At 63.3% G+C, this 23,718-nt stretch carries 26 protein-coding genes; 19 read left to right on the top strand and 7 right to left on the bottom strand.

From position 1 onward, the window contains the following. Positions 1-51: 51 nt before the first annotated feature. The 3 genes from mpl to ACIOAU_RS20970 are packed head-to-tail and all read left to right on the top strand — an operon-like array spanning position 52 to position 2,311. The gene (gene mpl / locus ACIOAU_RS20980; protein ID WP_101322281.1) at positions 52-1,401 is read left to right on the top strand and encodes a UDP-N-acetylmuramate:L-alanyl-gamma-D-glutamyl-meso-diaminopimelate ligase; all 1,350 of its coding nucleotides are present in this window, start codon (positions 52-54) and stop codon (positions 1,399-1,401) included. Then, positions 1,398-2,027, top strand: a complete 630-nt coding sequence (gene ubiX, locus ACIOAU_RS20975; RefSeq protein WP_101322280.1) for a flavin prenyltransferase UbiX — start codon at positions 1,398-1,400, stop codon at positions 2,025-2,027. The genes mpl and ubiX overlap by 4 nt, the downstream gene beginning before the upstream one ends. Further along, a complete protein-coding gene (locus ACIOAU_RS20970; protein WP_101322279.1) occupies positions 2,024-2,311 on the top strand; it encodes a YceK/YidQ family lipoprotein in 288 nt (95 codons plus the stop codon). The genes ubiX and ACIOAU_RS20970 overlap by 4 nt, the downstream gene beginning before the upstream one ends. A gap of 28 nt (positions 2,312-2,339) precedes the next feature. On the opposite strand, the gene ACIOAU_RS20965 is transcribed toward ACIOAU_RS20970, so the two are convergent. From ACIOAU_RS20965 to ACIOAU_RS20955, 3 genes are all read right to left on the bottom strand, one after another. Beyond that, positions 2,340-2,984, bottom strand: coding sequence for an oxidoreductase (locus ACIOAU_RS20965; RefSeq protein WP_101322278.1), 645 nt, complete (start codon positions 2,982-2,984; stop codon positions 2,340-2,342). Positions 2,985-3,010: 26 nt separating this feature from the next. Then, the gene (locus tag ACIOAU_RS20960; RefSeq protein ID WP_150570979.1) at positions 3,011-4,744 is read right to left on the bottom strand and encodes a C13 family peptidase; all 1,734 of its coding nucleotides are present in this window, start codon (positions 4,742-4,744) and stop codon (positions 3,011-3,013) included. A gap of 103 nt (positions 4,745-4,847) precedes the next feature. Continuing rightward, positions 4,848-5,303, bottom strand: a complete 456-nt coding sequence (locus ACIOAU_RS20955) for a MaoC family dehydratase (protein ID WP_401184408.1) — start codon at positions 5,301-5,303, stop codon at positions 4,848-4,850. A gap of 146 nt (positions 5,304-5,449) precedes the next feature. Here ACIOAU_RS20955 and ACIOAU_RS20950 point away from each other — a divergent pair, with 146 nt between their 5' ends. Genes ACIOAU_RS20950 through ACIOAU_RS20940 form a run of 3 tightly spaced genes read left to right on the top strand, consistent with a single transcriptional unit; the run spans position 5,450 to position 7,122 of the window. Then, on the top strand, positions 5,450-5,812 hold the full coding sequence (locus tag ACIOAU_RS20950; RefSeq protein WP_101322275.1) for a CidA/LrgA family protein: 363 nt from the start codon (positions 5,450-5,452) through the stop codon (positions 5,810-5,812). After that, entirely contained in the window at positions 5,809-6,525 is a 717-nt protein-coding gene (locus tag ACIOAU_RS20945) for an LrgB family protein (protein ID WP_101322274.1), read from the top strand. Before ACIOAU_RS20950 ends, ACIOAU_RS20945 begins: the two co-directional genes overlap by 4 nt. 9 nt (positions 6,526-6,534) lie before the next feature. Beyond that, a complete protein-coding gene (locus ACIOAU_RS20940; protein WP_101322273.1) occupies positions 6,535-7,122 on the top strand; it encodes an LON peptidase substrate-binding domain-containing protein in 588 nt (195 codons plus the stop codon). A 32-nt stretch (positions 7,123-7,154) separates the two neighbouring features. Here the strand turns inward: ACIOAU_RS20940 and ACIOAU_RS20935 are convergent, their stop codons facing one another. Together ACIOAU_RS20935 and ACIOAU_RS20930 are read right to left on the bottom strand one after the other, a co-directional pair. Next, positions 7,155-8,471: a bifunctional DedA family/phosphatase PAP2 family protein gene (locus tag ACIOAU_RS20935; RefSeq protein ID WP_150570977.1), complete on the bottom strand. Its 1,317-nt coding sequence runs from the start codon at positions 8,469-8,471 to the stop codon at positions 7,155-7,157. Positions 8,472-8,473: 2 nt separating this feature from the next. Next, positions 8,474-9,166 (bottom strand): DNA-3-methyladenine glycosylase, encoded by a 693-nt coding sequence (locus tag ACIOAU_RS20930; RefSeq protein ID WP_101322271.1) that lies wholly within the window; start codon positions 9,164-9,166, stop codon positions 8,474-8,476. A gap of 274 nt (positions 9,167-9,440) precedes the next feature. Here ACIOAU_RS20930 and ACIOAU_RS20925 point away from each other — a divergent pair, with 274 nt between their 5' ends. From ACIOAU_RS20925 to ACIOAU_RS20865, 13 genes are all read left to right on the top strand, one after another. After that, entirely contained in the window at positions 9,441-10,712 is a 1,272-nt protein-coding gene (locus ACIOAU_RS20925; RefSeq protein WP_401184403.1) for a glutamate-5-semialdehyde dehydrogenase, read from the top strand. Next, positions 10,681-11,373: a nicotinate-nucleotide adenylyltransferase gene (gene nadD, locus ACIOAU_RS20920; protein ID WP_401184401.1), complete on the top strand. Its 693-nt coding sequence runs from the start codon at positions 10,681-10,683 to the stop codon at positions 11,371-11,373. Before ACIOAU_RS20925 ends, nadD begins: the two co-directional genes overlap by 32 nt. 46 nt (positions 11,374-11,419) lie before the next feature. After that, complete coding sequence (gene rsfS / locus ACIOAU_RS20915; protein WP_101322268.1) at positions 11,420-11,842, top strand: ribosome silencing factor; 423 nt, start codon at positions 11,420-11,422, stop codon at positions 11,840-11,842. 9 nt (positions 11,843-11,851) lie between these two features. Further along, positions 11,852-12,319: a 23S rRNA (pseudouridine(1915)-N(3))-methyltransferase RlmH gene (gene rlmH / locus ACIOAU_RS20910; RefSeq protein ID WP_101322267.1), complete on the top strand. Its 468-nt coding sequence runs from the start codon at positions 11,852-11,854 to the stop codon at positions 12,317-12,319. 17 nt (positions 12,320-12,336) lie between these two features. Further along, positions 12,337-14,226 (top strand): penicillin-binding protein 2, encoded by a 1,890-nt coding sequence (gene mrdA, locus ACIOAU_RS20905; protein WP_101322266.1) that lies wholly within the window; start codon positions 12,337-12,339, stop codon positions 14,224-14,226. A gap of 38 nt (positions 14,227-14,264) precedes the next feature. Then, on the top strand, positions 14,265-15,368 hold the full coding sequence (gene rodA, locus ACIOAU_RS20900; protein ID WP_178080848.1) for a rod shape-determining protein RodA: 1,104 nt from the start codon (positions 14,265-14,267) through the stop codon (positions 15,366-15,368). A gap of 17 nt (positions 15,369-15,385) precedes the next feature. Then, positions 15,386-16,396: a lytic murein transglycosylase B gene (gene mltB, locus ACIOAU_RS20895; RefSeq protein WP_101323117.1), complete on the top strand. Its 1,011-nt coding sequence runs from the start codon at positions 15,386-15,388 to the stop codon at positions 16,394-16,396. Beyond that, positions 16,396-17,403 carry a septal ring lytic transglycosylase RlpA family protein gene (locus tag ACIOAU_RS20890; RefSeq protein WP_150573289.1) on the top strand — a complete coding sequence of 336 codons (1,008 nt, stop codon included), beginning with the start codon at positions 16,396-16,398 and terminating at the stop codon, positions 17,401-17,403. The genes mltB and ACIOAU_RS20890 overlap by 1 nt, the downstream gene beginning before the upstream one ends. 217 nt (positions 17,404-17,620) lie before the next feature. After that, positions 17,621-18,781, top strand: a complete 1,161-nt coding sequence (locus ACIOAU_RS20885; RefSeq protein WP_101322263.1) for a D-alanyl-D-alanine carboxypeptidase family protein — start codon at positions 17,621-17,623, stop codon at positions 18,779-18,781. A 74-nt stretch (positions 18,782-18,855) separates the two neighbouring features. Then, positions 18,856-19,131, top strand: a complete 276-nt coding sequence (locus tag ACIOAU_RS20880) for a DUF493 domain-containing protein (RefSeq protein ID WP_101322262.1) — start codon at positions 18,856-18,858, stop codon at positions 19,129-19,131. Further along, positions 19,131-19,778 (top strand): lipoyl(octanoyl) transferase LipB, encoded by a 648-nt coding sequence (gene lipB / locus ACIOAU_RS20875; protein ID WP_103435110.1) that lies wholly within the window; start codon positions 19,131-19,133, stop codon positions 19,776-19,778. The genes ACIOAU_RS20880 and lipB overlap by 1 nt, the downstream gene beginning before the upstream one ends. Positions 19,779-19,780: 2 nt before the next feature. Further along, on the top strand, positions 19,781-20,797 hold the full coding sequence (gene lipA, locus ACIOAU_RS20870; protein WP_101322260.1) for a lipoyl synthase: 1,017 nt from the start codon (positions 19,781-19,783) through the stop codon (positions 20,795-20,797). A gap of 144 nt (positions 20,798-20,941) precedes the next feature. Beyond that, complete coding sequence (locus ACIOAU_RS20865; protein ID WP_401184394.1) at positions 20,942-21,880, top strand: LD-carboxypeptidase; 939 nt, start codon at positions 20,942-20,944, stop codon at positions 21,878-21,880. Between the two features lie 138 nt (positions 21,881-22,018). On the opposite strand, the gene ACIOAU_RS20860 is transcribed toward ACIOAU_RS20865, so the two are convergent. Then, positions 22,019-23,332, bottom strand: coding sequence for a lytic murein transglycosylase (locus ACIOAU_RS20860; protein ID WP_101322258.1), 1,314 nt, complete (start codon positions 23,330-23,332; stop codon positions 22,019-22,021). A 61-nt stretch (positions 23,333-23,393) separates the two neighbouring features. Continuing rightward, on the bottom strand, positions 23,394-23,558 hold the full coding sequence (arfA, locus tag ACIOAU_RS20855; RefSeq protein ID WP_101322257.1) for an alternative ribosome rescue factor ArfA: 165 nt from the start codon (positions 23,556-23,558) through the stop codon (positions 23,394-23,396). Positions 23,559-23,718: the final 160 nt, after the last annotated feature.

The raw sequence follows: 23,718 nt of genomic DNA, 5'->3' as shown, positions 1-23,718 counted from the left end.
CGAATTGGCGCGCCCTGGGCTACCCTGCCTCGACGTTTTGCGAGGTCGATCATGCACATTCATATTCTCGGTATTTGCGGTACTTTCATGGGCTCCCTGGCCGTGCTGGCGAAAGAGCTCGGCCATCGGGTCACCGGCTCCGATGCCAATGTCTATCCGCCGATGAGCACCCAGCTCGAAGCCCAGGGCATCGAGCTGATCCAGGGCTATGACCCGGCGCAGCTGGAGCCAGCCCCTGATCTGGTGGTGATCGGCAACGCCATGTCGCGTGGCAACCCGGCAGTCGAATATGTGCTGAACAAAGGCCTGCCGTATGTTTCCGGCCCGCAGTGGCTGGCCGACCATGTGCTGCAAGGCCGCTGGGTCCTGGCTGTCGCCGGCACCCATGGCAAGACCACTACCAGCAGCATGCTCGCCTGGGTGCTGGAGCATGCGGGGATGAGCCCGGGCTTCCTCATTGGTGGCGTGCCGCAGAACTTCTCGGTGTCGGCGCGTCTCGGCGATACGCCGTTCTTCGTGATCGAAGCCGACGAATACGACAGCGCCTTCTTCGACAAGCGCTCGAAGTTCGTCCATTACCACCCGCGTACCGCGATCCTCAACAACCTTGAGTTCGACCACGCCGATATCTTCCCCGACCTGGCCGCCATCGAGCGTCAGTTCCATCACCTGGTGCGGACCATCCCGAGTGAAGGGCTGGTCATTCATCCGACCACCGAGCAAGCCCTGGAGCGGGTGATCGGCATGGGCTGCTGGACGCCGGTGCAGACCACCGGTGCTGGCGGGCAGTGGCAGGCGCGCCTGCTCAGCGCCGACGGCTCGCAGTTTGAAGTGCTGTTCGAAGGCGTGGTGCAGGGCACCGTCAATTGGCCGATGACTGGCCAGCACAACGTTGCCAATGCCCTCGCGACGCTGGCTGCGGCGCGTCATGTCGGCGTCGTCCCGGCGATGGCCATCGACGGACTGAATGCCTTCAAGAGCGTCAAGCGGCGCATGGAGAAGGTTGCTGAAGTACAGGGCGTGACCATCTACGATGACTTCGCTCATCACCCGACCGCGATTGCCACCACCCTCGATGGCCTGCGCAAGCAGGTCGGTGAGGCGCCGGTGATCGCCGTGATCGAGCCCCGTTCCAATTCGATGAAGCTCGGTGCGCACCGCGACGGCCTGCCCGAGAGCGTCAACGATGCCGACCAGGTGATCTGGTATGCCCCGGCCAACCTCGGTTGGGATCTCGCCGCGACTGCCGCGCAGTGCAAGGTGCCGGCGATTGTCGCCGACAGCCTTGAGGCGATCATCGAGCGGGTCAAGGGCCAGGCGCGCCCCGGGACCCATGTGGTGATCATGAGCAACGGCGGCTTTGGCGGCCTGCACGGCAAGCTGGCCGAGGCCTTGAAGTGAACGGCCCGCAGCGCATTACCCTGGCCATGACCGGCGCCTCCGGCGCGCAATACGGCCTGCGCCTGCTCGATTGCCTGGTACGGGAAGACCGCGAGGTGCATTTTCTGATCTCGAAGGCCGCCCAGCTGGTAATGGCCACCGAGACCGATGTGCAACTGCCGCCCAAGGCGCAGGCGATGCAGACCTTCCTCACCGAATACACCGGCGCTGCCGCCGGGCAGATTCGCGTGTACGGCAAGGAAGACTGGATGTCGCCGGTTGCGTCCGGCTCCGGCGCGCCTGCGGCCATGGTCGTGGTGCCGTGCTCGACCGGGAGCTTGTCGGCGATTGCCACAGGTGCCTGCAACAATCTGATCGAGCGTGCCGCCGACGTCACTTTGAAGGAGCGCCGCCAGCTGATTCTGGTGCCGCGTGAGGCGCCGTTCTCGACCATTCACCTGGAGAACATGCTCAAGCTGTCGCAGATGGGCGCGGTGATTCTGCCTGCAGCGCCTGGGTTCTACCATCAGCCGCAGACCATCGATGACCTGGTCGACTTTGTCGTCGCGCGGATTCTCAACCTGCTGAACATCCCTCAGGACATGCTGCCGCGCTGGGGCGAGCATCACTACGGAGTGGATGATTGAGGCGGGCTCTGCTGGCCTTGCTGGTCGCTACTTCGCTGGGCGGCTGCGCCACCGTGCGTACGCTGGATGCGAACAAGCCTGGGGCGCCGGTGGTATACGCCGGCACCCGTCTGGATTGGTATGTGATGAAGGGTGGCTGCTGCCCTGCGGATCGCTTTGGAGCGCAAGCCCCGGCTTATCCGGCGCTGGACCTGCCCGGCAGCGCGCTGCTCGATACCCTGTTGCTGCCGCTGTCGTTGCTGACTGCACTTGGCGTGGGCTTCAACGCATCAGGTGGGCTGTGAGATTGCCGGGGCAGCCCCCGGCAATTGCTTAGTTTTTACCCAGTTTGCGCAGTTCGTCCGACTCGATCACGCGGATACCGTCTTCTTCTTCCAGCGCCAGGCGCCACAATGCCCGGGCCAGGGTACACGCTTCGATGCCACCGTACTTGCCAGGCAGCAGCCGGGCAATCGGCGCGGCCAGGCGCTCGGCGAGGCGCGGTTCAATCCGCTCACCGAGCAACAGCGATGGCCGCACGATGGTCAGCTGTGGCCAGTCCTGCGCTTTCAGCGCCTCTTCCATTTCGCCTTTGACCCGGTTGTAGAACACCGACGACTTGGGGTCTGCGCCAATGGCGCTGACCACCAGCAGATGGCGTGCACCCATTTCCCGCGCACGTTTGCTGAAGGCCACCACCATGTCCAGATCGACAGCGCGAAACGCCGACTCCGAGCCCGCCTGTTTGATGGTAGTGCCCAGGCAGCAGAAGGCGATATCGACTCGGCCGCCCAGTTGCGGCAGAAACACCGCAGGGTCGCCGACCGGGTTTTCCAGGTGTGGATGCTCTGCCAGCGGCCGGCGCGTTGGCGCCAGCACGCGGCTGATGGTGGGTTCATTGAGCAGCCGGTCAAGCAGGTGTTCACCTGTCAGGCCAGTTGCGCCGGCGATCAGGACATGCTGAGGCGTCAAGTACATGATGTCTCTCCCTTGTTACACACAGCTTAGCGCCTGGCAGGTGGTTTTGCCTGCGGCGGTACGGCTGTCTGAGCTTCATTGCGCAAGGCTTCTTCGGCCTGCTGCTGGCGCAGCCGTTGCCAGTGTGCCAGTACTGCGGGCGGCGCCCACAGCTGCGGTTCAGAGGCCTCGAAACCTTCCCTACGTTCCCGTTCGGCAACGCTGGCGCGCGCCAGTTCAAACGCCTGTTTCAAGTCGTCGGTCTGATTCAGGGCTTCAGCGAACAGGGCGTCGCCGAAATAGGTGAAGTCGGCCTCTTCCGAACAGCCAAATGACACCCTGTCCGGGCGCGCGGCGGTCATGATCAGGGTCCGCTCATCTTTCAGTGGCGGGATATAACCGCCGGAGTAGCAGGCCGAGATCACCACCACCTTGTCGCGGTCTTTGAGCGGCGCGAGGGCGCTGGCCAGCTCATCGGCGGAGAGATCGGCCAGTTGCAGGCGCGGCTGGTCGAGCACCAGCTGGTGATCGGCGCTGCCGTGGCTGGTCAGGTAGATGAAGATCAGGTCTTCCGGGCCGCTGCGCTCGGCCAGGGTTGTGGCGGCGCGGGTGAGGTTCTGGCGGGTGGCCATTGGCCGATCGGCCAGGTGATCGCGGTGGTTGACCAGGGTGATCTGGCCGCTGGCACCAAAGCGCACCTTGAGCATGTTGCTGACATAGTCGGCTTCACGCATGAACACACTTTGCTGGCCATCACCGGCCAGCACCAGGCTGTACAGCTGGATCGGCGCCTTGGATGGCGGCACCTGGGCCAGCGCATCCTTGAGCAGCTTGCCCTGATTGAGCAGGGCAAGGTCGAGCGGGTCGGGCAGCAGCTTGCTCTGTTCGTCGCGCACACGCACGCCCTTGACCCAGTAGCCGCCCTCGATGCGGCCGTCGGCGTGGATCAGGCGGCCATGGCCCTGGTAGGCGTCGTCGGCAAAACCGCCGATGTACTGGCTGCCGTCCGCCAGGTGCAGGCGGCCTTCGCCCGAGAACCGCCAGTTGCGAAAGCCGCCCTTGTAGCGGCTGCCATCGCTGCCCAGCAGCTCGCCCTGGCCGTCCAGCGAGCCATCGCTGAACTCACCGATCCAGACGTCGCCGTCGGCGTTTTCGAAGCGGCCGCGGCCTTGCAGGCGGTTGTCCTTGAACTCGCCGATGTACTGCTCGCCATCGGCGCTGTCGTAAGTGCCGCTGCCTTGCAGCTGGCCATCGACGAAGTAGCCACTGAACTGATTGCCGCTGGCATCGCTGCGCACCCCGGCGCCGTTCGGCTGGCCCTTGGCGAACAGGCCCTGGTACTGGCTGCCGTCGGTCAACTTGAGCTCGCCGGCGCCATGGTACTGGTCGTCCTTGAACTGGCCACGGTAGACCTGATCGTTCTGCTTGAGGGTGCCTTCACCGTCGCGCCGGCCATGCTTGAAGGTGCCTGAGTAGTGGCTGCCGGGCGTGGTCAGCTCGCCCAGGCCCTCGAACAGGCCGCTGGCGAACTGGCCGCGGTAGACCTCGCCGTTGCTGCCATGCCATTCGCCCTGGCCATGCCACTGGCCGTTGGCGAAGGTGCCGGCGTACCAACTGCCATTGGGGTAGTCGATGCGGCCCTCGCCCTGCAGCAGGCCATTGACCACCTGGCCACGGTAGCGGCCACCGTCAGGCAGGCGGGCGTCTGGCGGCGACAGTGGTTCGCCATCGCCACAGGCAGCAAGCAGAACGGTGAGGGCGAGGGGCAGCAGTACACGCATGGCGGATCTCGGCGATAGATGTGCCGAGTATGCCGCACAATGCGTGGGCTGAGACAGTGCCCAGCCGGCAATCGCAGGGCCGCGTGGCAGCCCCGTCAGTGGCTCAGACGAAACACAGGGTCAACGGCTCGGCGATATAAGCCGGCTTGTCTTCGCCTTCGATTTCCAGGGTAGCGAGGATCTTCAGCAGCCACTGGCCAGGCTTTTTCTCGGTCGCTTCCTTCAGCTCGACCTTGAGACGGACATTGCTGTCGACCTTGACTGGCTGGATGAAGCGCACGCTGTCCAGGCCATAGTTGACGATCATCTTCATGCCCTCGGGCAGCACGAGGATGTCTTCCATCAGCTTGGGGATCAGCGACAGGGTCAGAAAGCCATGGGCGATGGTGCAGCCGAACGGAGTCTTGCTGGCTTGTTCCGGGTCGACGTGGATGAACTGGAAATCGCCAGTGGCTTCGGCGAACAGGCTGATGCGTTGCTGATCGATGGTCAGCCAGGCGGAACGTCCCAGTTCCTTACCAACATACTGCGAAAGCGCTGCAACAGGTACATAGGGCATCGTGACTCTCCAGGTTGTCGTGTCTGCTCAAGTGGTACGCGCGTGCAAGATCATCATGTTGGCAGCGCGCGGTCAAGCAACCATGTGCTGGCCACGCGCCCGGCCACGCGTGTTTATAATGGCCGCCATGCCCCAAGGAGAAGCTTATGCTGTTGCGTGGATTGACCTGGCTGGTGTTGTTTCAGTTGCTGGGTACGGCACTCAATCACCTGCTGGTGCCGATTCTGCCTGGGCCGATCATCGGCCTGTTGCTGCTGCTGGTATTTCTCATCGCCCGCGGCGAAGTCGGCAAACCGTTGAACGAAGCGGCCTCCAGCCTGTTGCGTTACCTGCCGTTGCTGCTGGTGCCGCCTGCCGTTGGGGTGATGGTCTATGCCAAAGACATTGCTGCTGACTTCTGGGCCATCGTCGGCGCGTTGGTGCTGTCTTGCCTGCTGACCCTGGTATTCGTCGGCGTCTTGATGCAGAAGCTGATCCAGCGCCAGAGCAAGCCGGAGGAGCACCCATGATCCTCGATTGGCAAGGCGCACTGGATGCCGTAGTGCACCATCCGCTGTTTGGCATCGGCATCACCCTGGGTGCTTACCAGTTGGTGCTGGCGGCCTTCGAGAAGACCCGTTGGATCTTTTTGCAGCCGGTGCTGGTCTCGATGGTGGTGGTGATTACTATCCTGCTGCTGTGCGGCATCGATTACAGCGAGTACCGCAAGAGCACCGAGATCATGAATATCCTGCTTGGCCCGGCCACGGTCGCGCTGGCGGTGCCGCTGTATCTGAACCTGCGGCGGATTCGCCAGTTGTTCTGGCCCACCTTTACTACGCTGGTAATCGGAGGGGTGTTCGCCACTGGTGCCTGTGTGCTGCTGGGTTGGTGGTTCGGTGCCGAGCACATGATCCTGATGACCATGGCGCCCAAGTCGGTGACCTCGCCGATTGCCATGCTGGTGGCCGAGCAGATCGGCGGCGTGGCCGCGCTGGCGGCGGTGTTCGTGTTGATCACCGGGGTGATCGGGGCGATTTTCGGCCCGGCGCTGCTCAGCCGTTGTGGTGTGCACAGCGCCGAGGCGCGGGGGATGTCGCTGGGGATTACCGCACATGCGGTAGGCACCTCGGTGGCCCTGCAGGAAAGTGACGAATGCGGCGCCTTTGCGGCGCTGGCGATGAGTTTGATGGGTGTGGCCACGGCGGTATTCCTGCCGTTGGCGGTTAGCCTGGTGGCTTGAGGATTGAACATGACGCTACCGCTGTTTCCGCTCAACACCGTGCTGTTTCCCGGGTGCATGCTCGATCTGCAGATCTTCGAGGCGCGTTACCTGGACATGATCGGCCGCTGCATGAAGCAGGGCGCTGGCTTTGGCGTGGTGTGCATCCTCGAGGGCGAGCAGGTCGGCAAGGCGCCAATGGGTGTTGCGCCGATTGGCTGCGAAGCGCTGATCCGCGACTTCGAACAGCAGGACAACGGCCTGCTGGGCATTCGCGTCGAGGGCGTGCGTCGCTTTGAGGTCGGCCAGACCAACGTGCAGAAAGACCAACTGCTGCTGGCCGAGGTGAACTGGCTGGCCGACAGCGCCGACAGCGCCTTGAGCGAGGAAGATGATGACCTGGTGGCGCTGCTGCTGGCCCTTGGTGAGCATCCAATGGTCGCGGCGCTGGATATGCCGCGCGCCGAGGGGCGCCAGGCGTTGGCCAACCAGTTGGCCTACCTGCTGCCGTTTATCGAAGAAGACAAGCTCGAGCTGCTGGCGATGGACTCGCCGCAGCAGCGCCTGGCCGCGATTCAATCGCTGCTCGAGCGCATGCAAGGCGAGCTGTTTGCCTGATCAGGAGCGCCTGGCCAGGCGCTCCTTCACACTCAGTACTGATAGCGCAGTAGTGCGTGGGGCAGGGCGTACAGGGCAAAAAACGCCAGCAGTGCCACGCACGCCGGGAGGATCAGCCACCACACCCGCAGCGGTAGCGCCGTCAAAGGCTGGCGCCACTGCACCAGGGTCAGGCTGAGGGCACAGATACAGCAGGCCAGCAGGGCCCCGGCAAGGATATCGGTCGGCCAGTGCGCGCCCAGGTAGACCCGCGACAGGGCGATGGACAGCGCCGGGATGCAGCCGAGCATGATCCAGGTCAGGCGCATCCGCGGCGGTTGCCCGCGGCCGGCCAGTACCGCCATCACCAGGAAGAACGCAAACGAGGCCGAACTGTGCCCGCTGGGCATGCTGTAAGTGGTCAGCGGGTCGCTGAGCACTTCTGGTCGGGCTCGGGCAAACAGCCACTTCAGCGTGCCATTGGCAATCGCGGTGCCCATCAGGGCGCTGCCGGCGAAGACCGCATGGCGCCATTGCCGGGCCAGCAACAGCAGGCCGGTCAGCAAGCCGCCGAGGAACAGTTGAGTGCGGAAGTCGCCCAGGCGGGTGACGATCACCACGATGCCGTCGAACGCCTGGCTGCGGTGCTCCTGCACCAGAGTCATCACGCCCTGATCGAACTCATGCAGGAACGGCCAGCCGAGAAACACCCCGGCCAACGCCAGAAAACTCATCCCGGCGATCAGCCGGGTCCCGTGGCGCTGGTCGCGAATGCTGCTGCTCAGGCTCAGGCCGATCAACACGGCCAAGGTGCCGGCGATGATCCCTGCATCCAGCCAGAAACCTTCCGGCAGCGGCAGGCGCATGGCCGCGCCGGTCGCCCAGCCAGGCAGCAGATAAGCCACCGACCAGCCGGCGCCGGCCACCAGGCTCACCGCAATGAAGCGCGGCAACGGCATGTCGAACATGCCGGCGACCATCGGCAGCATCGGCCGCAACGGCCCGATAAAGCGCCCCACCAGCAGGCTGGCGATGCCATAGCGCTGGAAGTAGGTCTCGGCGCGGCCGATCCACTCCGGGTGATGGCGGATCAGCGGCAAGCGCCGGATGTTCTGGTGGAAATACTTGCCGATGGCATAGGACATCGCATCCCCGAGCAAGCCGCCGGCAAAGCCCAGCAGCAGTGTTTCGCCCAGGGTGAATGCGCCACTGCCGGCCAGCACCGCAACGGCAAACAGCAATACCGTGCCCGGCACGATGATCCCGGCAATCGCCAGGCATTCGACACAGGCCACCACGAAGATTGCCACGCCAAGCCATTGTGGATTGGCGCTGAGCCAGCCGGTCAGGCTGTCGAGCCATTGGCCCATGGTCAGCTTCCTTGTACGAGAGTTGAGTAGTCCCGGCCTTCGACTTGGCCCCGACGCAGCGGGTTCCGTGTGCAGAAACGGGCGAATTGAGCATCGACGAAGCGGTACGGCAGGTGCTCGTCGCGGCCATGGGGAATGCCCAGGCGAGCGCACTGGATGATCTGCGGCACTGCCAGCGCACAATCCTCGACATACAGCGCCTGCGGATCGAAGCGCTGGCCGTCCCAGTGCGGCACCTTCAGGCCCAGCGCGCGGCAGAGCAGGGTCTGCCCGGCGCAAAGGCGCTCGGGTGGGCGCAACTGGCCGCTGGCATCGGGGTTGTTCAGTTGCATCCGGGCCAGGCTATTGGCGTCCGAGAGCGCGTCGGTGAACGGGTAGGCTGACTTGATCAGCACCGCATTGCCCGGGCCGTGGGCACTGAAGTTCAGCGAATCGCCGCCGCGGGCGTAGTACATATAGATGTGCCCGCCGTCGAGAAACAGCGCCTTGCGCTTTTCGGTATAGCCCAGCGAGGCGTGGCTGCCCTTGTCGGTCAGGTAATAGGCTTCGGTTTCGATGATCCGCGCAGCCAGCCACAGGTCGCCCTGACGGTGGCGAATGACTTTGCCCAGCAGCGCCTTGGCCAGGGTCTGGGCATCACGGTCGAAAAAGCTGTCTGGCAGGGCGCGGGCCGGGCAGGGGGCTGGGTCTGGCATGCTGGCTGTTCGTGATTGAATGGCGCGATCATAGCAATTAATCGCTTAATCGAGGCTGAACGCTGCTGCAGATGGCTGCCTGCCGGCGCGAACCGCTGGCGCCCAGTAACCACGGGGCCTTCAGACCTCGCACGTAGCATTTTGGTCAAGCCAGGTTACATCTTTCCTGTCCATTAACCTCGTCATCTTCTACCATCCGCCACCCGCCGCTGGGCGTACTGGTGCCCGCCAGTTATAATCAGCCGATTTCCCCTTTCGCCAAGACACCGAGCCCATGACTGAGTCCGTTCTTGACTACATGACCCGCCTGGGTCGCGCTGCCCGCCAGGCCTCGCGCGTGATCGCCCGCGCCAGCACCGCACAGAAGAACCGTGCCTTGCAGGCTGCTGCCGATGCGCTGGACGCCGCCCGCGCCGAGCTCACTGCCGCCAATGAGCAGGACCTCGCCAATGGCCGCAGCAATGGTTTGGAAGCGGCGCTGCTCGATCGTTTGGCGCTGACTCCTGCTCGTATCGACGGCATGATCACCGGCCTGCGCCAGGTGGCCAGCCTGCCCGATCCAGTCGGCGCCGTGCGTGATATGAGCTACCGCCCGTCGGGCATTCAGGTCGGCAAGATGCGCGTGCCGCTGGGCGTGATCGGGATCATCTACGAGTCGCGGCCGAACGTGACCATCGATGCTGCCAGCCTGTGCCTGAAGTCGGGTAACGCGACCATTCTGCGTGGCGGCTCCGAGGCGATTCATTCCAATCGCGCGATTGCCACCTGCATCCAGCGCGGCCTGGCTGCCGCAGGTTTGCCAGCGGCAGTGGTGCAGGTTGTGGAAACTACCGACCGTGAAGCGGTCGGTGCACTGATCAGCATGCCCGAGTACGTCGACGTAATCGTCCCGCGTGGCGGCCGTGGCCTGATCGAGCGGATCAGCCGCGATGCCCGCGTACCGGTGATCAAGCACCTCGATGGCATCTGCCATGTGTACATCGACGTGCACGCCGACCTCGACAAGGGCTGGCGCGTTGCTTTCAACGCCAAGACTTACCGCTACGGTATCTGCGGCGCCATGGAGACCTTGCTGGTCGACCAGGCCATTGCTGCAGACTTCCTGCCGGAAATGGCCCGGCGCTTCCAGGAACACGGCGTCGAGCTGCGCGGCTGCGAGCGCGCCCGGGCGATCATCCAGGCAGCACCTGCCAGCGAAGACGACTGGCACACCGAATACCTCGACGCGATCCTGTCGATTCGCGTGGTCGACGGCCTCGAGCAGGCCATCGAGCACATCAATCACTACGGCTCGCACCACACCGACTCGATCATTACCGAACACCAGGGTCAGGCCCGGCGCTTCATCGCCGAGGTCGACTCGGCGTCGGTCATGCTCAACACCCCGACCTGCTTTGCCGACGGCTTCGAGTATGGCCTGGGTGCCGAGATCGGTATTTCCACCGACAAGCTGCATGCGCGTGGTCCGGTCGGCCTCGAAGGCCTGACCTGCGAAAAATACGTAGTGATTGGCGATGGCCAGCTGCGCGGCCAGGAGCCGAGCTGAGTTGAATCAGGCCCCTGCAGTGCGGCGCGTCGGCATTTTCGGCGGTACCTTCGACCCGGTTCATATCGGCCACCTGCGCAGTGCGCTGGAAGTGACCGAGCTGATGGGCCTGGACGAGCTGCGCCTGCTGCCCAACGCCCGCCCGCCGCACCGCGACACGCCACAGGTAGACGCTCAGGCGCGCCTGGCGATGGTGCAGAGCGCGGTCAGCGGGGTTGACTGCCTGAGCGTCGATGCGCGCGAGCTGGGCCGTGACAAACCGTCGTATACCATCGACAGCCTGGAATCGATCCGGGCCGAGCTGAGCGGCGATGACCAGTTGTTTCTGGTCCTGGGCTGGGACGCGTTCTGCGGCCTGCCGGGCTGGCACCGCTGGGAAGAATTGCTCCAACATTGCCACATCCTGGTGCTGCAACGCCCGGATGCGGATGTCGAACCACCAGACGAGCTGCGCAACCTGCTGGCTGCGCGCTCGCAAAGCGATCCCACTGCCATGTCCGGCCCGGCGGGTCACATTTCGTTCGTCTGGCAGACCCCGCTTGCGGTGTCGGCCACGCAAATCCGACAGCTGCTGGCCAGCGGCAAGTCGGTACGGTTTCTGGTGCCGGATGCAGTACTGGCCTACATAGAGGCGCACGATCTATATCGTGGGTCCAACTGAGGGCGCCGTTGGGGCGCCTCATTCAAAACGAGTTGAACGAGTAACTATGAAGAAGCAAAACGACATCACTGCCGAAGAACTGGTCGAAGTGGCCAAGGAAGCGCTGGGAGAGGTCAAGGCCCTGGATATCCAGGTGATCGACGTGCGTGACAAGCACAGCCTGACCGACTACATGATCATCGCTACCGGTACCTCCAATCGCCAGATCAACGCGATGCTGGACAAGGTTCGCGAGCTGGTCAAAGCCAAGGGCGTCATGCCGCTGGGCGAAGAAGGCAAAGGCGAAAGCGATTGGGTGCTGCTCGACCTGAACGACGTCATCGTGCACATGATGACCGCCGCTGCGCGTCAGTTCTACGACCTCGAGCGCCTGTGGATGGGTGCCGAGCAGAGCCGTGCTGCCGATGGCAAGCACCACAGCTCCGAGAACGGCGCCAACGAGTACTTCGACAAGCTCAACAAGCAATAAGGAAGCGCCGTGCGTCTGCGATTGATCGCGGTCGGCTCGCGCATGCCCAAGTGGGTCGAGGAAGGCTGGCATGAATATGCCAAGCGCCTCCCTGCTGAGTTGCCGCTCGAGCTGGTGGAAATCCCGCTGAACACCCGGGGCAAGAACGCCGACGTGGCTCGCCTGATTCGTCAGGAGGGGGAGGCCATGCTGGCCAAGGTTCAGCCCGGCGAACGCATCGTCACCCTCGAAGTCCACGGCAAGCCGTGGAGCACCGAGCAGTTGGCGGTCGAGCTGGATCGCTGGCGCCTGGATGCGCGGACGGTGAATTTGATGGTGGGTGGGCCGGAAGGCCTGGCGCCTGAGGTGTGTGCGCGCAGCGAACAGCGCTGGTCGCTGTCGCCGCTGACCTTGCCGCACCCGTTGGTAAGGATACTGATCGGCGAACAGATCTACCGCGCCTGGACCGTGTTGTCCGGGCATCCCTACCACAAATGAGCCTGTAAGCCCGCCCGATGTCGCAGCCGATCCGCCTCAAAGACCACGAGAAAGACGCCCGTCTGGTGCGCAACCGCGTCGTGGTCGGCGCTGTGGCGATCATGTTGTTGGTGTGCGTGCTGATTGCTCGGCTGTACTACCTGCAGATCATCCAGTACGACTATCACTCGACGCTGTCGGAGAACAACCGGGTGCATGTGCAGCCGATCCCGCCGACCCGCGGGCTGATCTTCGACCGCAACGGGGTGATCATCGCCGACAACCGGCCCAGCTTCAGCCTGACCATGACCCGCGAACGTGCCGGCAAATGGCCAGAGGTGCTGGACGCCATCGTTGAGGTGCTGGGGCTCACAGCGGACGACCGTGCCCTCTTCGAGAAGCGCATGAAGCAGGGTCGGCGGCCGTTCGAGCCCGTGCCGATCCTGTTCGAGCTCAGCGAAGACCAGATCGCCCGGATCGCCGTCAACCAGTTCCGGTTGCCGGGCGTGGAAGTGGCTGCGCAGTTGGTCAGGCATTACCCGCAAGGTGCGCACTTTGCCCACTCGGTCGGTTATGTCGGGCGGATCAACGAGAAAGAGCTGAAGACCCTTGATCCGGTCAACTACAGCGGCACCCACCATATCGGCAAGACCGGCGTCGAGCGCTTCTATGAAGATGCCCTGCACGGTCAGGTCGGTTACGAGGAGGTCGAGACCAACGCCCGCGGCCGCGTGCTGCGCGTGCTCAAACGCACCGACCCGATCCCCGGCAAGGACATCGTGCTGGGCCTGGACATCAAACTGCAGGAAGCCGCCGAGCTGGCTCTGGGTGGTCGGCGTGGCGCTATCGTGGCGCTTGATCCACGCTCGGGTGAAGTACTGGCGATGGTCAGCCAGCCAAGCTTCGACCCCAACCTGTTCGTCACCGGCATTGGCTTTCAGGCCTATGCTGACCTGCGCGATTCGATCGACCGGCCGCTGTTCAACCGGGTCCTGCGCGGGCTGTATCCACCCGGTTCGACGATCAAGCCCGCAGTGGCCATCGCCGGCCTCGACAGCGGTGTCGTGACAGCCGGCAGCCGGGTGTTCGACCCGGGCTATTACCAGTTGCCCAACTACGACCACAAATACCGTAACTGGAACCGCACCGGTGACGGCTGGGTTGATCTTGACCTGGCGATCATGCGTTCCAATGACACCTACTTCTACGATCTTGCGCACAAGATGGGCATCGATCGCCTGTCGACCTACATGAACAAGTTCGGCCTCGGCCAGCGCGTGTCGCTGGACATGTTCGAGGAATCCTCCGGGTTGATGCCGACCCGTGAGTGGAAGCGCGCCACCCGCCGCCAGGCGTGGTTCCCGGGCGAAACGCTGATCCTCGGCATCGGCCAGGGCTACATGCAGACCACGCCGTTGCAGATGGCCCAGGCTACCGCGCTGATCGCCAGCAAGGGCAAGTGGTTCCGCCCGCACCTGGCCAAGACCATCGAGGGCCAGCCGCCGGTCGACGAAAACCCGATCGAGGACATCGTCCTGCGTGACCCGTCCGATTGGGCCAAGGTCACCCACGGCATGGAGCAGGTGATGCACAACGCCCGCGGCACCGCCCGCGCGGCTGCCACCGGCGCGCAGTACCGCATCGCCGGCAAGAGCGGTACTGCTCAGGTGGTGGCGATCAAGCAGGGCGAGAAGTATGACCGCAACAAAGTCCAGGAGCGTCACCGTGACCACGCCCTGTTCGTCGGTTTCGCCCCGGCTGACGATCCGAAGATCGTCGTCTCGGTGATGATCGAGAACGGCGAGGCTGGTGGCCGCGTGGCGGCGCCGGTGATGCGCCAGATCATGGACGCCTGGCTGCTCGACGCCAACGGCCAGTTGAAAACCGAGTTTGCTCCCGCCACCGTCGCTCAGGAAAAGGCCCAGTGATTAACAATTTTGATCGCATGCTCTCCAGCGAAGACGTCATGCGTCGGCGCGCGAGCTTTCTTCAGCGCATCCACATCGACGGCCCGCTGCTGATCATTCTGCTGACCCTCGCCGCCGGCAGCCTGTTCGTGCTGTATTCGGCCAGCGGCAAGAACTGGGACCTGCTGAGCAAGCAGGCGACCTCGTTCGGCATCGGCCTGGTCTCGATGTTCATCATTGCCCAGCTCGAGCCACGCTTCATGGCCCGCTGGGTGCCGCTGGCGTACCTGACCGGGGTGTTGCTGCTGGTGGTGGTCGACGTCATGGGTCACAACGCCATGGGCGCCACGCGCTGGATCAACATTCCCGGAGTGATCCGCTTCCAGCCTTCGGAATTCATGAAGATCATCATGCCGGCAACCCTGGCCTGGTACCTGTCCAAGCGCACCTTGCCGCCTGATCTCAAGCATGTGGCGATCAGCCTGGTGCTGATCGGCGTGCCGTTCATTCTTATCGTGCGCCAGCCGGACCTGGGTACTGCGCTGCTGATTCTGGCTTCCGGCGCGTTCGTGCTGTTCATGGGTGGCCTGCGCTGGCGCTGGATCATCAGTGTGATCGCCGCGGCAGTGCCGGTGGCGGTGGCGATGTGGTTCTTTGTCATGCACGACTACCAGAAACAGCGCGTGCTGACCTTCCTCGATCCTGAGAGCGACCCGCTCGGCACTGGCTGGAACATCATCCAGTCCAAGGCCGCGATCGGCTCTGGCGGGGTATTCGGCAAGGGCTGGTTGCTCGGTACGCAGTCGCACCTGGACTTTTTGCCGGAGAGCCACACCGACTTCATCATCGCCGTGCTCGGCGAGGAATTCGGCCTGGTCGGCATCTGCATGCTGCTGATCGTTTATCTGCTGCTGATCGGCCGCGGCCTGGTCATCACCGCACAGGCGCAGACCCTGTTCGGCAAGCTGCTCGCGGGCAGCCTGACGATGACCTTCTTTGTTTATGTGTTCGTCAATATTGGTATGGTCAGTGGCTTGCTCCCGGTGGTGGGGGTGCCGCTGCCCTTCATTAGCTATGGCGGAACTTCGTTGGTGACGCTGCTGTCAGCGTTTGGCGTTCTGATGTCGATCCACACCCACCGCAAATGGATCGCGCAAGTTTGAATAAGGTGAACAATTTCATGCAAGCAGTGCGTAGCTGGGCGGCCCGTTGGGCGCCGTGGATCGGCGCAATGGGCCTGCTCGGCGCAGTCCAGCAGGCCAGTGCCGGCGACTACGACGGCTCGCCGCAGGTGGCCGAGTTTGTCGGCGAAATGACCCGCGACCACGGCTTTGCCGGCGAACAGCTGATGGGCGTGTTCCGCGAGGTGCAGCGCAAGCAGTCGATTCTTGACGCGATTTCGCGTCCGGCGGAGCGGGTCAAGCCGTGGAAAGAATACCGGCCGATGTTCCTCACCGATGCGCGCATCGCCCGTGGTGTCGACTTCTGGCGCCAGCACGAGGCAACCCTGGCGCGTGCCGAGCAGGAATACGGCGTGCCGGCCCAGGTGATCGTGGCGATCATTGGCGTGGAAACCTTCTTTGGTCGCAACACCGGCAACTACCGGGTGATCGATGCCCTGTCGACGCTGGGTTTCGACTACCCGCCGCGGGCTGAATTCTTCCGCAAGGAGCTGCGCGAGTACCTGCTGCTGGCCCGTGAAGAGCAGCTCGACCCGCTGACCCTGAAAGGCTCGTACGCCGGCGCCATGGGCCTGCCGCAATTCATGCCGAGCAGCTTTCGCGCCTACGCAGTGGACTTCGACGGTGACGGCCATATCAATATCTGGAACAACCCGGATGACGCCATCGGCAGTGTCGCCAGCTACTTCAAGCGCCACGGCTGGGTTGCCGGGGAAGGCGTGGTCAGCCGCGCCCAGGTGCGCGGCGAGCGTGCCGACGAAGGCCTGACCAGCGGCATCGAGCCGGTCAAGACCGTCGCCGAATTGCGCGCATTGGGCTGGTCGAGCAATGATGCGCTGCGCGATGATCTGCCGGTCACCGCCTTCAAACTGGAAGGCGACAACGGCCCTGAATACTGGATGGGCCAGAAGAACTTTTATGCGATCACGCGTTACAACCGCAGTGTGATGTACGCCATGGCCGTGCATCAGCTTTCGCAACAGCTGGTCATTGCACGGGGCGTCAAGTAATGCGCGGATTGTTTACTACTCATTCCTTCAAACTGCTGACCTGCATCGCCATCAGTGCGGTCCTGGTCAGTTGCTCATCGAGCCGGCCTGCACCCAAGAGCAGCGGTGCGGGTGGCAACGTCATCCGCTCGCAGCCGGGCCTGGACATCAACCGCGCGCATAAAGACGGCGCACCATGGTGGGATGTCGACGTCAACAAGATCCCCGACGCCACCCCGACCGTGCACACCGGCAACTACAAGGCCAACCCGTACACGGTGCTGGGCAAGACTTATTACCCGATCCAGGAATCGCGCAACTACCGCGCCGAGGGTACTGCATCGTGGTACGGCACCAAGTTCCACGGTCAGAACACCGCCAACGGCGAGGTCTATGACCTGTACGGCATGAGCGCGGCGCACAAGACCCTGCCGTTGCCGGCCTACGTCAAGGTGACCAACCTCGACAACCAGCGCAGCGTGATCCTGCGGGTCAACGACCGCGGCCCGTTCTATTCGGACCGGATCATCGACCTGTCGTACGCCGCCGCCAAGAAGCTCGGTTACGCCGAAACCGGCACCGCGCGGGTGCGCGTTGAAGGCATCGACCCGCAGCAGTGGTGGGCCCAGCGCGGCCAGCAGGCGCCGTTGGTGCTGAAAGAGCCGCAGGTCGCGCAGACGCAGCCGCTGCCCGCCAGCACCGGCAAGGTCGAGCAGTGGACACCGCCAGCGCAGCAGCATGCCGCTGCCGTGGTGCCGGTGCAGATCGCCAGCAACAGCGTGCCGAGCAACACCGGCGGCATGTTCCTCCAGGTCGGCGCCTTCGCCAACCCGGATGCCGCCGAGCTGCTGCGCTCGAAACTGAGCACCATGGTCAGCGCACCGGTGTTCATCAGCTCGATCGTGCGTAACCAGCAGACCCTGCACCGCGTGCGCCTGGGGCCGATGAGCAGCCAGGGTGAAGTGCAGCAGACTCAAGACAGCGTGCGCCTGGCCAATCTCGGCCAGGCCAAGCTGGTCACCGACTGAACGCGGAACTCACGGCGCCCGCTGCGGCCTGAAGTGGGCGCCGGGCTGTCCGTTTTGTCATGAATTGCCCGGCGCGGCCATGTACAATGGCCGTTTTTGCCCCGCCAGGCCCCGCGCCAGGCTCCTGGGCTGCCACGCAGCTCACATAACTAGACTGACTGGGCGTTGGGCTTCGAGCCCACGGAACATCAGACCATTAGCGATTTTCGAGAGACGGATGAACATCACCAACCTTGCCAAACGACTTTGCCTGCCTGTCCTGCTGATGATCACCCCTGCTGCCTTTGCAGCAGAGCAGATGATGCCAGCCCCACCACAGCTGGCAGCCAAGTCCTACGTACTCATGGACGCGTCCAGCGGCAACGTGCTGGTCGAAAACAACGGTGACGAGCGCCTGCCGCCAGCCAGCCTGACCAAGCTGATGACCGCCTACATCGCTACCCTCGACATTCGTCGTGGCCAGATCGGCGAGAACGACCCGGTTACCGTCAGTGAAAACGCCTGGCGTACCGGCGGTTCGCGGATGTTCATCAAGGTAGGCAGCCAGGTCACCGTCAGCGACCTGCTGCACGGCATCATCATCCAGTCGGGCAACGATGCCTCGGTCGCTCTGTCCGAACACATCGCCGGCAGCGAAGATGCCTTCGCCGACATGATGAACAAGACTGCTGCCGATCTGGGCATGAGCAACAGCCACTTCATGAACCCGACCGGTCTGCCGCACCCCGAGCATTACTCGTCGGCCCACGACATGGCCCTGCTGGCTCGCGCGATCATCAACGAAGACCCGGCTCATTATGCGATCTACTCGCAGAAAGAATTCTTCTGGAACAACATCAAGCAGCCCAACCGCAACCTGCTGCTGTGGCGTGACAAGACCGTCGATGGCCTGAAAACCGGCCACACCGACGAAGCCGGCTACTGCATGGTCGCCTCCGCCGTACGTGATGGCCAGCGCCTGATCGCCGTGGTGTTCGGTACCAACAGCGAGCAATCGCGTGCCGCCGAAACGCAAAAGCTGCTGACCTATGGCTTCCGCTTTTTCGAGACCCAGACCTTCTACCAGAAGGGCACCGAGCTGACTCAGGCGCCGGTATGGAAAGGCGCGACCAACCAGGTCAAGGCCGGTCTGGCCAACGACCTGACCATGACCATGCCTAAAGGCCAATTGAAGCGCCTGGCCGCCTCGATGACCATGAACCCACAGCTGACCGCGCCCATCGCCAAAGGTGACGTGATCGGTAAAGTCGAAGTCAAACTTGACGAGAAAGTGGTTCACAGCGCCGACCTGATCGCCCTCGACGGCGTTGAGGAAGGTGGTATCTTGCGCCGTATGTGGGATAGCATTCGTCTATTCTTCTACGGGTTGTTCAACTGATAACGTGACCTGCCACGCTCCCGCCAATCCGGCGGGAGCGTTGTTGTTGCCACGGCTTACGAGGCCGTTTCCGCATGAGCGAAGCTGACGTCAAGTCGCACAAGATCGAATTCCCCTGCGCTGATTACCCAATCAAGGTGATCGGCGATACCGTGGTCAATTTCAAGAACACGGTCATCGAGATTTTGAAGAAACACGCTGAGGTCGACATGTCGACCCTGGCCGAGCGCCAGAGCAAGGAAGGCAAGTACACCACCGTGCAATTGCACATCGTGGCGACCAGCGAAGACCAGTTGCACGACATCAACAGCGCCCTGCGTGCTACCGGCATTGTGAAAATGGTGCTCTGATGCCGGCCAGCCTCGGTATCCGCGAGCTTGGCCTGCAGCCCTATGAACCGGTGCTGGAGGCCATGCGGCGTTTTACCGAGCAGCGTGGTGCCGACAGCCTGGACGAAGTCTGGCTGGTCGAGCACCCGCCGGTGTTCACCCAGGGCCAGGCTGGCAAGGCCGAGCACCTGCTGGTGCCGGGTGATATCCCGGTGGTGCAGAGCGACCGCGGTGGCCAGGTGACCTACCATGGCCCCGGGCAGTTGGTGGCTTACCTGTTGCTTGATGTGCGCCGGCTTGGTTTTGGCGTGCGTGAACTGGTTACCCGGATCGAAAACAGCCTGATCGATCTGCTGGCCAGTTATGACGTTGTGGCGGCGGCCAAGGCCGATGCGCCCGGAGTCTATGTTGACGGGGCCAAGATCGCCTCGCTCGGCTTGCGAATCCGCAACGGCCGTACCTTTCACGGCCTTGCTCTGAACGTGGACATGGACCTTGCGCCATTCCGCCGAATCAATCCCTGCGGCTATGCGGGGCTGGCGATGACCCAGCTGCGTGATCTGGCAGGTCCGATCGAACTCACCGAGGTCAGGACAAGGCTGCGTGGACAGCTGGTCAAGCACCTCGACTATGCTGAGCAGACGACCCTTACGGGCGGAATCGACTGAATATGACAACTGTGCAAGAAGCCGTGCCGAACCTGATCACCACCCATGACGTGACCCCGCGCCCGGCGCCGAAGAAGGTCGAAGCCGGGGTCAAGCTGCGTGGCGCCGACAAGGTCGCGCGCATCCCGGTAAAGATCATCCCTACCGACGAGCTGCCGAAGAAGCCTGACTGGATCCGCGTGCGCATCCCGGTTTCGCCGGAAGTCGACCGTATCAAGCAACTGCTGCGCAAGCACAAGCTGCACAGCGTCTGCGAAGAAGCCTCGTGCCCGAACCTGGGTGAGTGCTTCTCGGGTGGTACCGCCACCTTCATGATCATGGGTGACATCTGCACCCGTCGTTGCCCGTTCTGCGACGTTGGCCATGGCCGGCCGAAAGCACTGGATGCCGACGAGCCGATGAACCTTGCCGTAGCCATCGCCGACCTGCGTCTGAAGTACGTGGTGATCACCTCGGTAGACCGCGACGACCTGCGTGACGGCGGTGCCCAGCACTTCGCCGACTGCATTCGCGAGATCCGCAAGCTGTCCCCGGGCGTGCAGCTCGAGACCCTGGTGCCGGACTACCGCGGGCGCATGGACGTGGCCCTGGCGATCACCGCTCAAGAGCCGCCAGATGTGTTCAACCACAACCTGGAAACGGTACCGCGCCTGTACAAGGCCGCGCGTCCGGGTTCGGACTACGACTGGTCGCTGGACCTGCTGCAGAAGTTCAAGCAACTGGTGCCGCACGTACCGACCAAGTCTGGCCTGATGCTCGGCCTGGGCGAAACCGACGAAGAAGTGATCGAAGTGATGCAGCGCATGCGCGAGCATGACATCGACATGCTGACCCTCGGCCAGTACCTGCAGCCATCGCGCAGCCACTTGCCGGTGCAGCGTTTCGTGCACCCGGACACCTTTGCCTGGTTCGCTGAAGAAGGCCACAAGATGGGCTTCAAGAACGTCGCCTCCGGGCCGCTGGTGCGTTCCTCGTACCACGCTGACCAGCAGGCGCACGAAGCCAAGATCAAGCTGTAAGCTGATCCGCTGGGCCAATGCCGATGCGCGCCGGGAGGTGCCATCGGCATTTTTGTTGGGGGATGTGTACCCTGTGGGCAACGATCTCGGGCTGGCCCATTGTTGCTGCCCATTGATCTGCAAATGCTTTCAAGGAGTTGCTGGATGGACTGTGCTGAACACCTAGGTTCACTATTGCCGCGAAAGCTGGCAGCGGATGCCTGTTTTGCGGTGATTGCCCCGGCAGGGCCGGCGCGGCTGGATGCCGACAAGGCCCAGCAGTGGTTCAACGAGCGTGGCTATCGGTGCCGGCTATATCCCAGCGTGAGCAGCAGCCAGGGTTATCTGGCCGGTACTGACCAGCAAAGGCTGGATGACCTGCATGCTGCATTCGCCGATCCGCAGGTGGATGCGATCCTGTGCATGCGCGGTGGCTACGGCAGCATGCGCCTGCTCGACCAGATCGATTTCGAGCTGATTGCCCGCAACCCCAAAGCCTTGATTGGCTACAGCGACATCACCGCGCTACACACCGCGATCAACCGCTACTGCGGGTTGGTCAGTTTTCACGGTGGCATGCTCAACGCCGACCTGCTGGGCGGCAAGCTTGAACCGACAGTCAGCTCGCTGCTGCGGCAATTGCGCGGTGAAGTGGGGCAGGGCGATGCACTCGTCCATCCCCATGCATATCCCTTGACCACAGTGCTGCCAGGCGTTGCCAGCGGGCGCCTGCTGGGCGGCAATCTGTCGATGCTCGGCGCGACGCTGAGTACGCTTGGGGAGATCGACACCGACGGCGCCATTCTGTTTATCGAAGACGTCAACGAGCCGTTGTACCGGGTTGACCGACTGCTCACGCAATTGCGCCTGGCAGGCAAGCTGCGGGGCGTGCGTGGGGTGTTGGTGGGGGATTTCGCCGGGATTACCGTAGCCGCCATGACCCCGCTGTTGCAGGACATTTTTGCGCCGCTGGGGGTGCCGGTACTGGCCGGTTGGCGCAGTGGCCATTGCGATCCGAACCTGTGCCTGCCGCTGGGCGCTCAGGTGCGGCTCGACAGCGACATGCAGACACTGGTGCTGCAGCAGGATTTGTTCAGGGCTTGAGATTGCCGGGGGCGCTTTGCGCCCCTATCGCGACACAAGGCCGCTCCTACAGTTGGCCGCGCACGTCAATTTTACGCGGTCCCTGTAGGAGCGGCCTTGTGTCGCGAAAGGGCTGCGAAGCAGCCCCCGGCAATCTCACTACTGACGCAAACTCTCGAGCAGCTTGTGCGTCGGGTAGCCGTCAGCGGGCATGTTCTGCGCCTGCTGAGCGGTACGGATGGCCTTGCGGGTATTGGCGCCGATGATGCCGTCGGCATTGCCCGCGTCATAGCCGCGGGCATTGAGCAGGTTCTGCAGTTCGATGCGCTCGCTGCGGCTCAGTGGCAAGTCATCCTTGGGCCAGCTGCCGGCAATGAAGCCCCAACCGGAGAAGCGATCGCCCAGCAGGCTTACCGCCAGCGCGTAGGACGACGAGTTGTTGTACTTGAGAATGGCGCGGAAGTTGTCCAGCACCAGGAACGCCGGGCCACGTGCGCCGGCCGGCAGCAGCAGCGCCGCCGAGAGTTGATTGCTGCCCGCTGGCAGCTGGGTGCCATTGGGCAGCTTGACGCCCAGTTGCAGCCATTCACTGACGGTCTTGCGCTGGGCGCCATCGGCGATCCAGAAGTCGAAATCGGCCGGCACCTGGACTTCGAAGCCCCACGGTTGGCCACGCTTCCAGCCCGAGCTTTGCAGGTAATGTGCGGTCGATGCGAGGGCATCGGCTGTGCTGTTCCAGATGTCGCGGCGGCCGTCGCCGTCGAAGTCGACGGCATGGGTGTTGTAGGTGGTCGGGATGAACTGAGTCTGGCCCATCGCCCCGGCCCACGAACCACGCATGGCCTCAGGCTGAATGTCGCCGTTCTGCAGGATCTGCAACGCCGCGATCAGCTGGTCCTGGGCAAACTGTGGGCGGCGGCCCTCATAGGCCAAGGTCGCCAGCGAGCGGATTACCGATTTGCTGCCCTGGAACTGGCCGAAGTTGCTCTCCATGCCCCACACCGACACCAGCACCTGGCGGTCCACGCCATAGCGTTGTTCCAGGCGCGTGAGCAGCTCGGCGTTCTGTTCCAGCAGCTTCTTGCCGTTGCGTACCCGCAGCGGCGACAGCGCGCCGTCGAGGTATTCCCACACCGGGCGGCTGAACTCGGGCTGGCTGCGATCGGCCTTGATCACGTCCATGTCCGGCGTGACACCGGCAAACACGCGGTCGAACAGCCCGGCATCAATGCCGGCCTGCAACGCTTGTTGACGGAAACCGGCCTGCCACTGGGCAAAGCTCTGCACTGGCTGGATTTCAGCGTTGATGTCGGCGTTGCTGGTGGGCAGGGTAACCACCGGTGCGGGCTGGGCAGGAGCCAGTGGCACGGCGTCGGCGGCGGTAGGTTTTTCCGCACAGGCGACCAGCAGGATAAGGCTGGAGGCCGCGATCAGCTGGCGTGGCTGCCAGCGTGGGAACAGACTGAGGGACATGCACAGATCCAGGAATTACAGGTCAGGTAGCGACCATATCATGCCTGCGCGCTGGATGCTTTCATGCGGCCAAAAAGTAAGAAACCTCCCAATCTCTCGATTGGAAGGCTTCGCGGCGGTAGCTGCCTTTGCCCTTGTCTGGTTGCTCCTGGCGGCTGCGAAACAGCGGCTGGGCAATGATCGACTTGGCTTTGTTGGGGCGGTGCTTTTGCGGCTTTTTGCTCATGGCGGGGTTCCCCGGCTTGGGTGGGTGTGCGGGGCGGACTTTAGGGCTTGGCGCGGGGTGGGGCCAATTGATTGTGTATATGGTCGAGATTGTTGGGGCCGCTTTGCGCCCCTTCGCGGGTGAACCCGCTCCCACAGGTACGGCGGCGCTGCAAAACACT

Source organism: Pseudomonas sp. NPDC088322 (assembly GCF_044740745.1).
Classification (GTDB): Bacteria; Pseudomonadota; Gammaproteobacteria; order Pseudomonadales; family Pseudomonadaceae; genus Aquipseudomonas; species Aquipseudomonas shirazensis.
The sequence above is the reverse complement of the archived record's forward strand: the minus strand, read 5'-3'. Positions and strand labels throughout refer to the sequence as shown.

Excerpts from the sequence above, each read along its gene's own strand:
- nadD (WP_401184401.1), top strand. The coding sequence starts at position 10,681 with ATGGCCAGCTGCGCGGCCAGGAGCCGAGCTGAGTTGAATCAGGCCCCT.
- ACIOAU_RS20935 (WP_150570977.1), bottom strand. The coding sequence starts at position 8,471 with ATGGGCCAATGGCTCGACAGCCTGACCGGCTGGCTCAGCGCCAATCCA.
- ACIOAU_RS20945 (WP_101322274.1), top strand. The coding sequence starts at position 5,809 with ATGATCCTCGATTGGCAAGGCGCACTGGATGCCGTAGTGCACCATCCG.
- ACIOAU_RS20965 (WP_101322278.1), bottom strand. The coding sequence starts at position 2,984 with ATGTACTTGACGCCTCAGCATGTCCTGATCGCCGGCGCAACTGGCCTG.
- ACIOAU_RS20860 (WP_101322258.1), bottom strand. The coding sequence starts at position 23,332 with ATGTCCCTCAGTCTGTTCCCACGCTGGCAGCCACGCCAGCTGATCGCG.
- ACIOAU_RS20890 (WP_150573289.1), top strand. The coding sequence starts at position 16,396 with ATGCGCGGATTGTTTACTACTCATTCCTTCAAACTGCTGACCTGCATC.
- mpl (WP_101322281.1), top strand. The coding sequence starts at position 52 with ATGCACATTCATATTCTCGGTATTTGCGGTACTTTCATGGGCTCCCTG.
- rsfS (WP_101322268.1), top strand. The coding sequence starts at position 11,420 with ATGAAGAAGCAAAACGACATCACTGCCGAAGAACTGGTCGAAGTGGCC.
- ACIOAU_RS20880 (WP_101322262.1), top strand. The coding sequence starts at position 18,856 with ATGAGCGAAGCTGACGTCAAGTCGCACAAGATCGAATTCCCCTGCGCT.
- ACIOAU_RS20925 (WP_401184403.1), top strand. The coding sequence starts at position 9,441 with ATGACTGAGTCCGTTCTTGACTACATGACCCGCCTGGGTCGCGCTGCC.
- ACIOAU_RS20955 (WP_401184408.1), bottom strand. The coding sequence starts at position 5,303 with ATGCCCTATGTACCTGTTGCAGCGCTTTCGCAGTATGTTGGTAAGGAA.
- mltB (WP_101323117.1), top strand. The coding sequence starts at position 15,386 with ATGCAAGCAGTGCGTAGCTGGGCGGCCCGTTGGGCGCCGTGGATCGGC.
- ACIOAU_RS20960 (WP_150570979.1), bottom strand. The coding sequence starts at position 4,744 with ATGCGTGTACTGCTGCCCCTCGCCCTCACCGTTCTGCTTGCTGCCTGT.
- rodA (WP_178080848.1), top strand. The coding sequence starts at position 14,265 with ATGCGTCGGCGCGCGAGCTTTCTTCAGCGCATCCACATCGACGGCCCG.
- arfA (WP_101322257.1), bottom strand. The coding sequence starts at position 23,558 with ATGAGCAAAAAGCCGCAAAAGCACCGCCCCAACAAAGCCAAGTCGATC.
- ACIOAU_RS20950 (WP_101322275.1), top strand. The coding sequence starts at position 5,450 with ATGCTGTTGCGTGGATTGACCTGGCTGGTGTTGTTTCAGTTGCTGGGT.
- ACIOAU_RS20940 (WP_101322273.1), top strand. The coding sequence starts at position 6,535 with ATGACGCTACCGCTGTTTCCGCTCAACACCGTGCTGTTTCCCGGGTGC.
- ACIOAU_RS20885 (WP_101322263.1), top strand. The coding sequence starts at position 17,621 with ATGAACATCACCAACCTTGCCAAACGACTTTGCCTGCCTGTCCTGCTG.
- ACIOAU_RS20865 (WP_401184394.1), top strand. The coding sequence starts at position 20,942 with ATGGACTGTGCTGAACACCTAGGTTCACTATTGCCGCGAAAGCTGGCA.
- mrdA (WP_101322266.1), top strand. The coding sequence starts at position 12,337 with ATGTCGCAGCCGATCCGCCTCAAAGACCACGAGAAAGACGCCCGTCTG.
- lipA (WP_101322260.1), top strand. The coding sequence starts at position 19,781 with ATGACAACTGTGCAAGAAGCCGTGCCGAACCTGATCACCACCCATGAC.
- lipB (WP_103435110.1), top strand. The coding sequence starts at position 19,131 with ATGCCGGCCAGCCTCGGTATCCGCGAGCTTGGCCTGCAGCCCTATGAA.
- ACIOAU_RS20930 (WP_101322271.1), bottom strand. The coding sequence starts at position 9,166 with ATGCCAGACCCAGCCCCCTGCCCGGCCCGCGCCCTGCCAGACAGCTTT.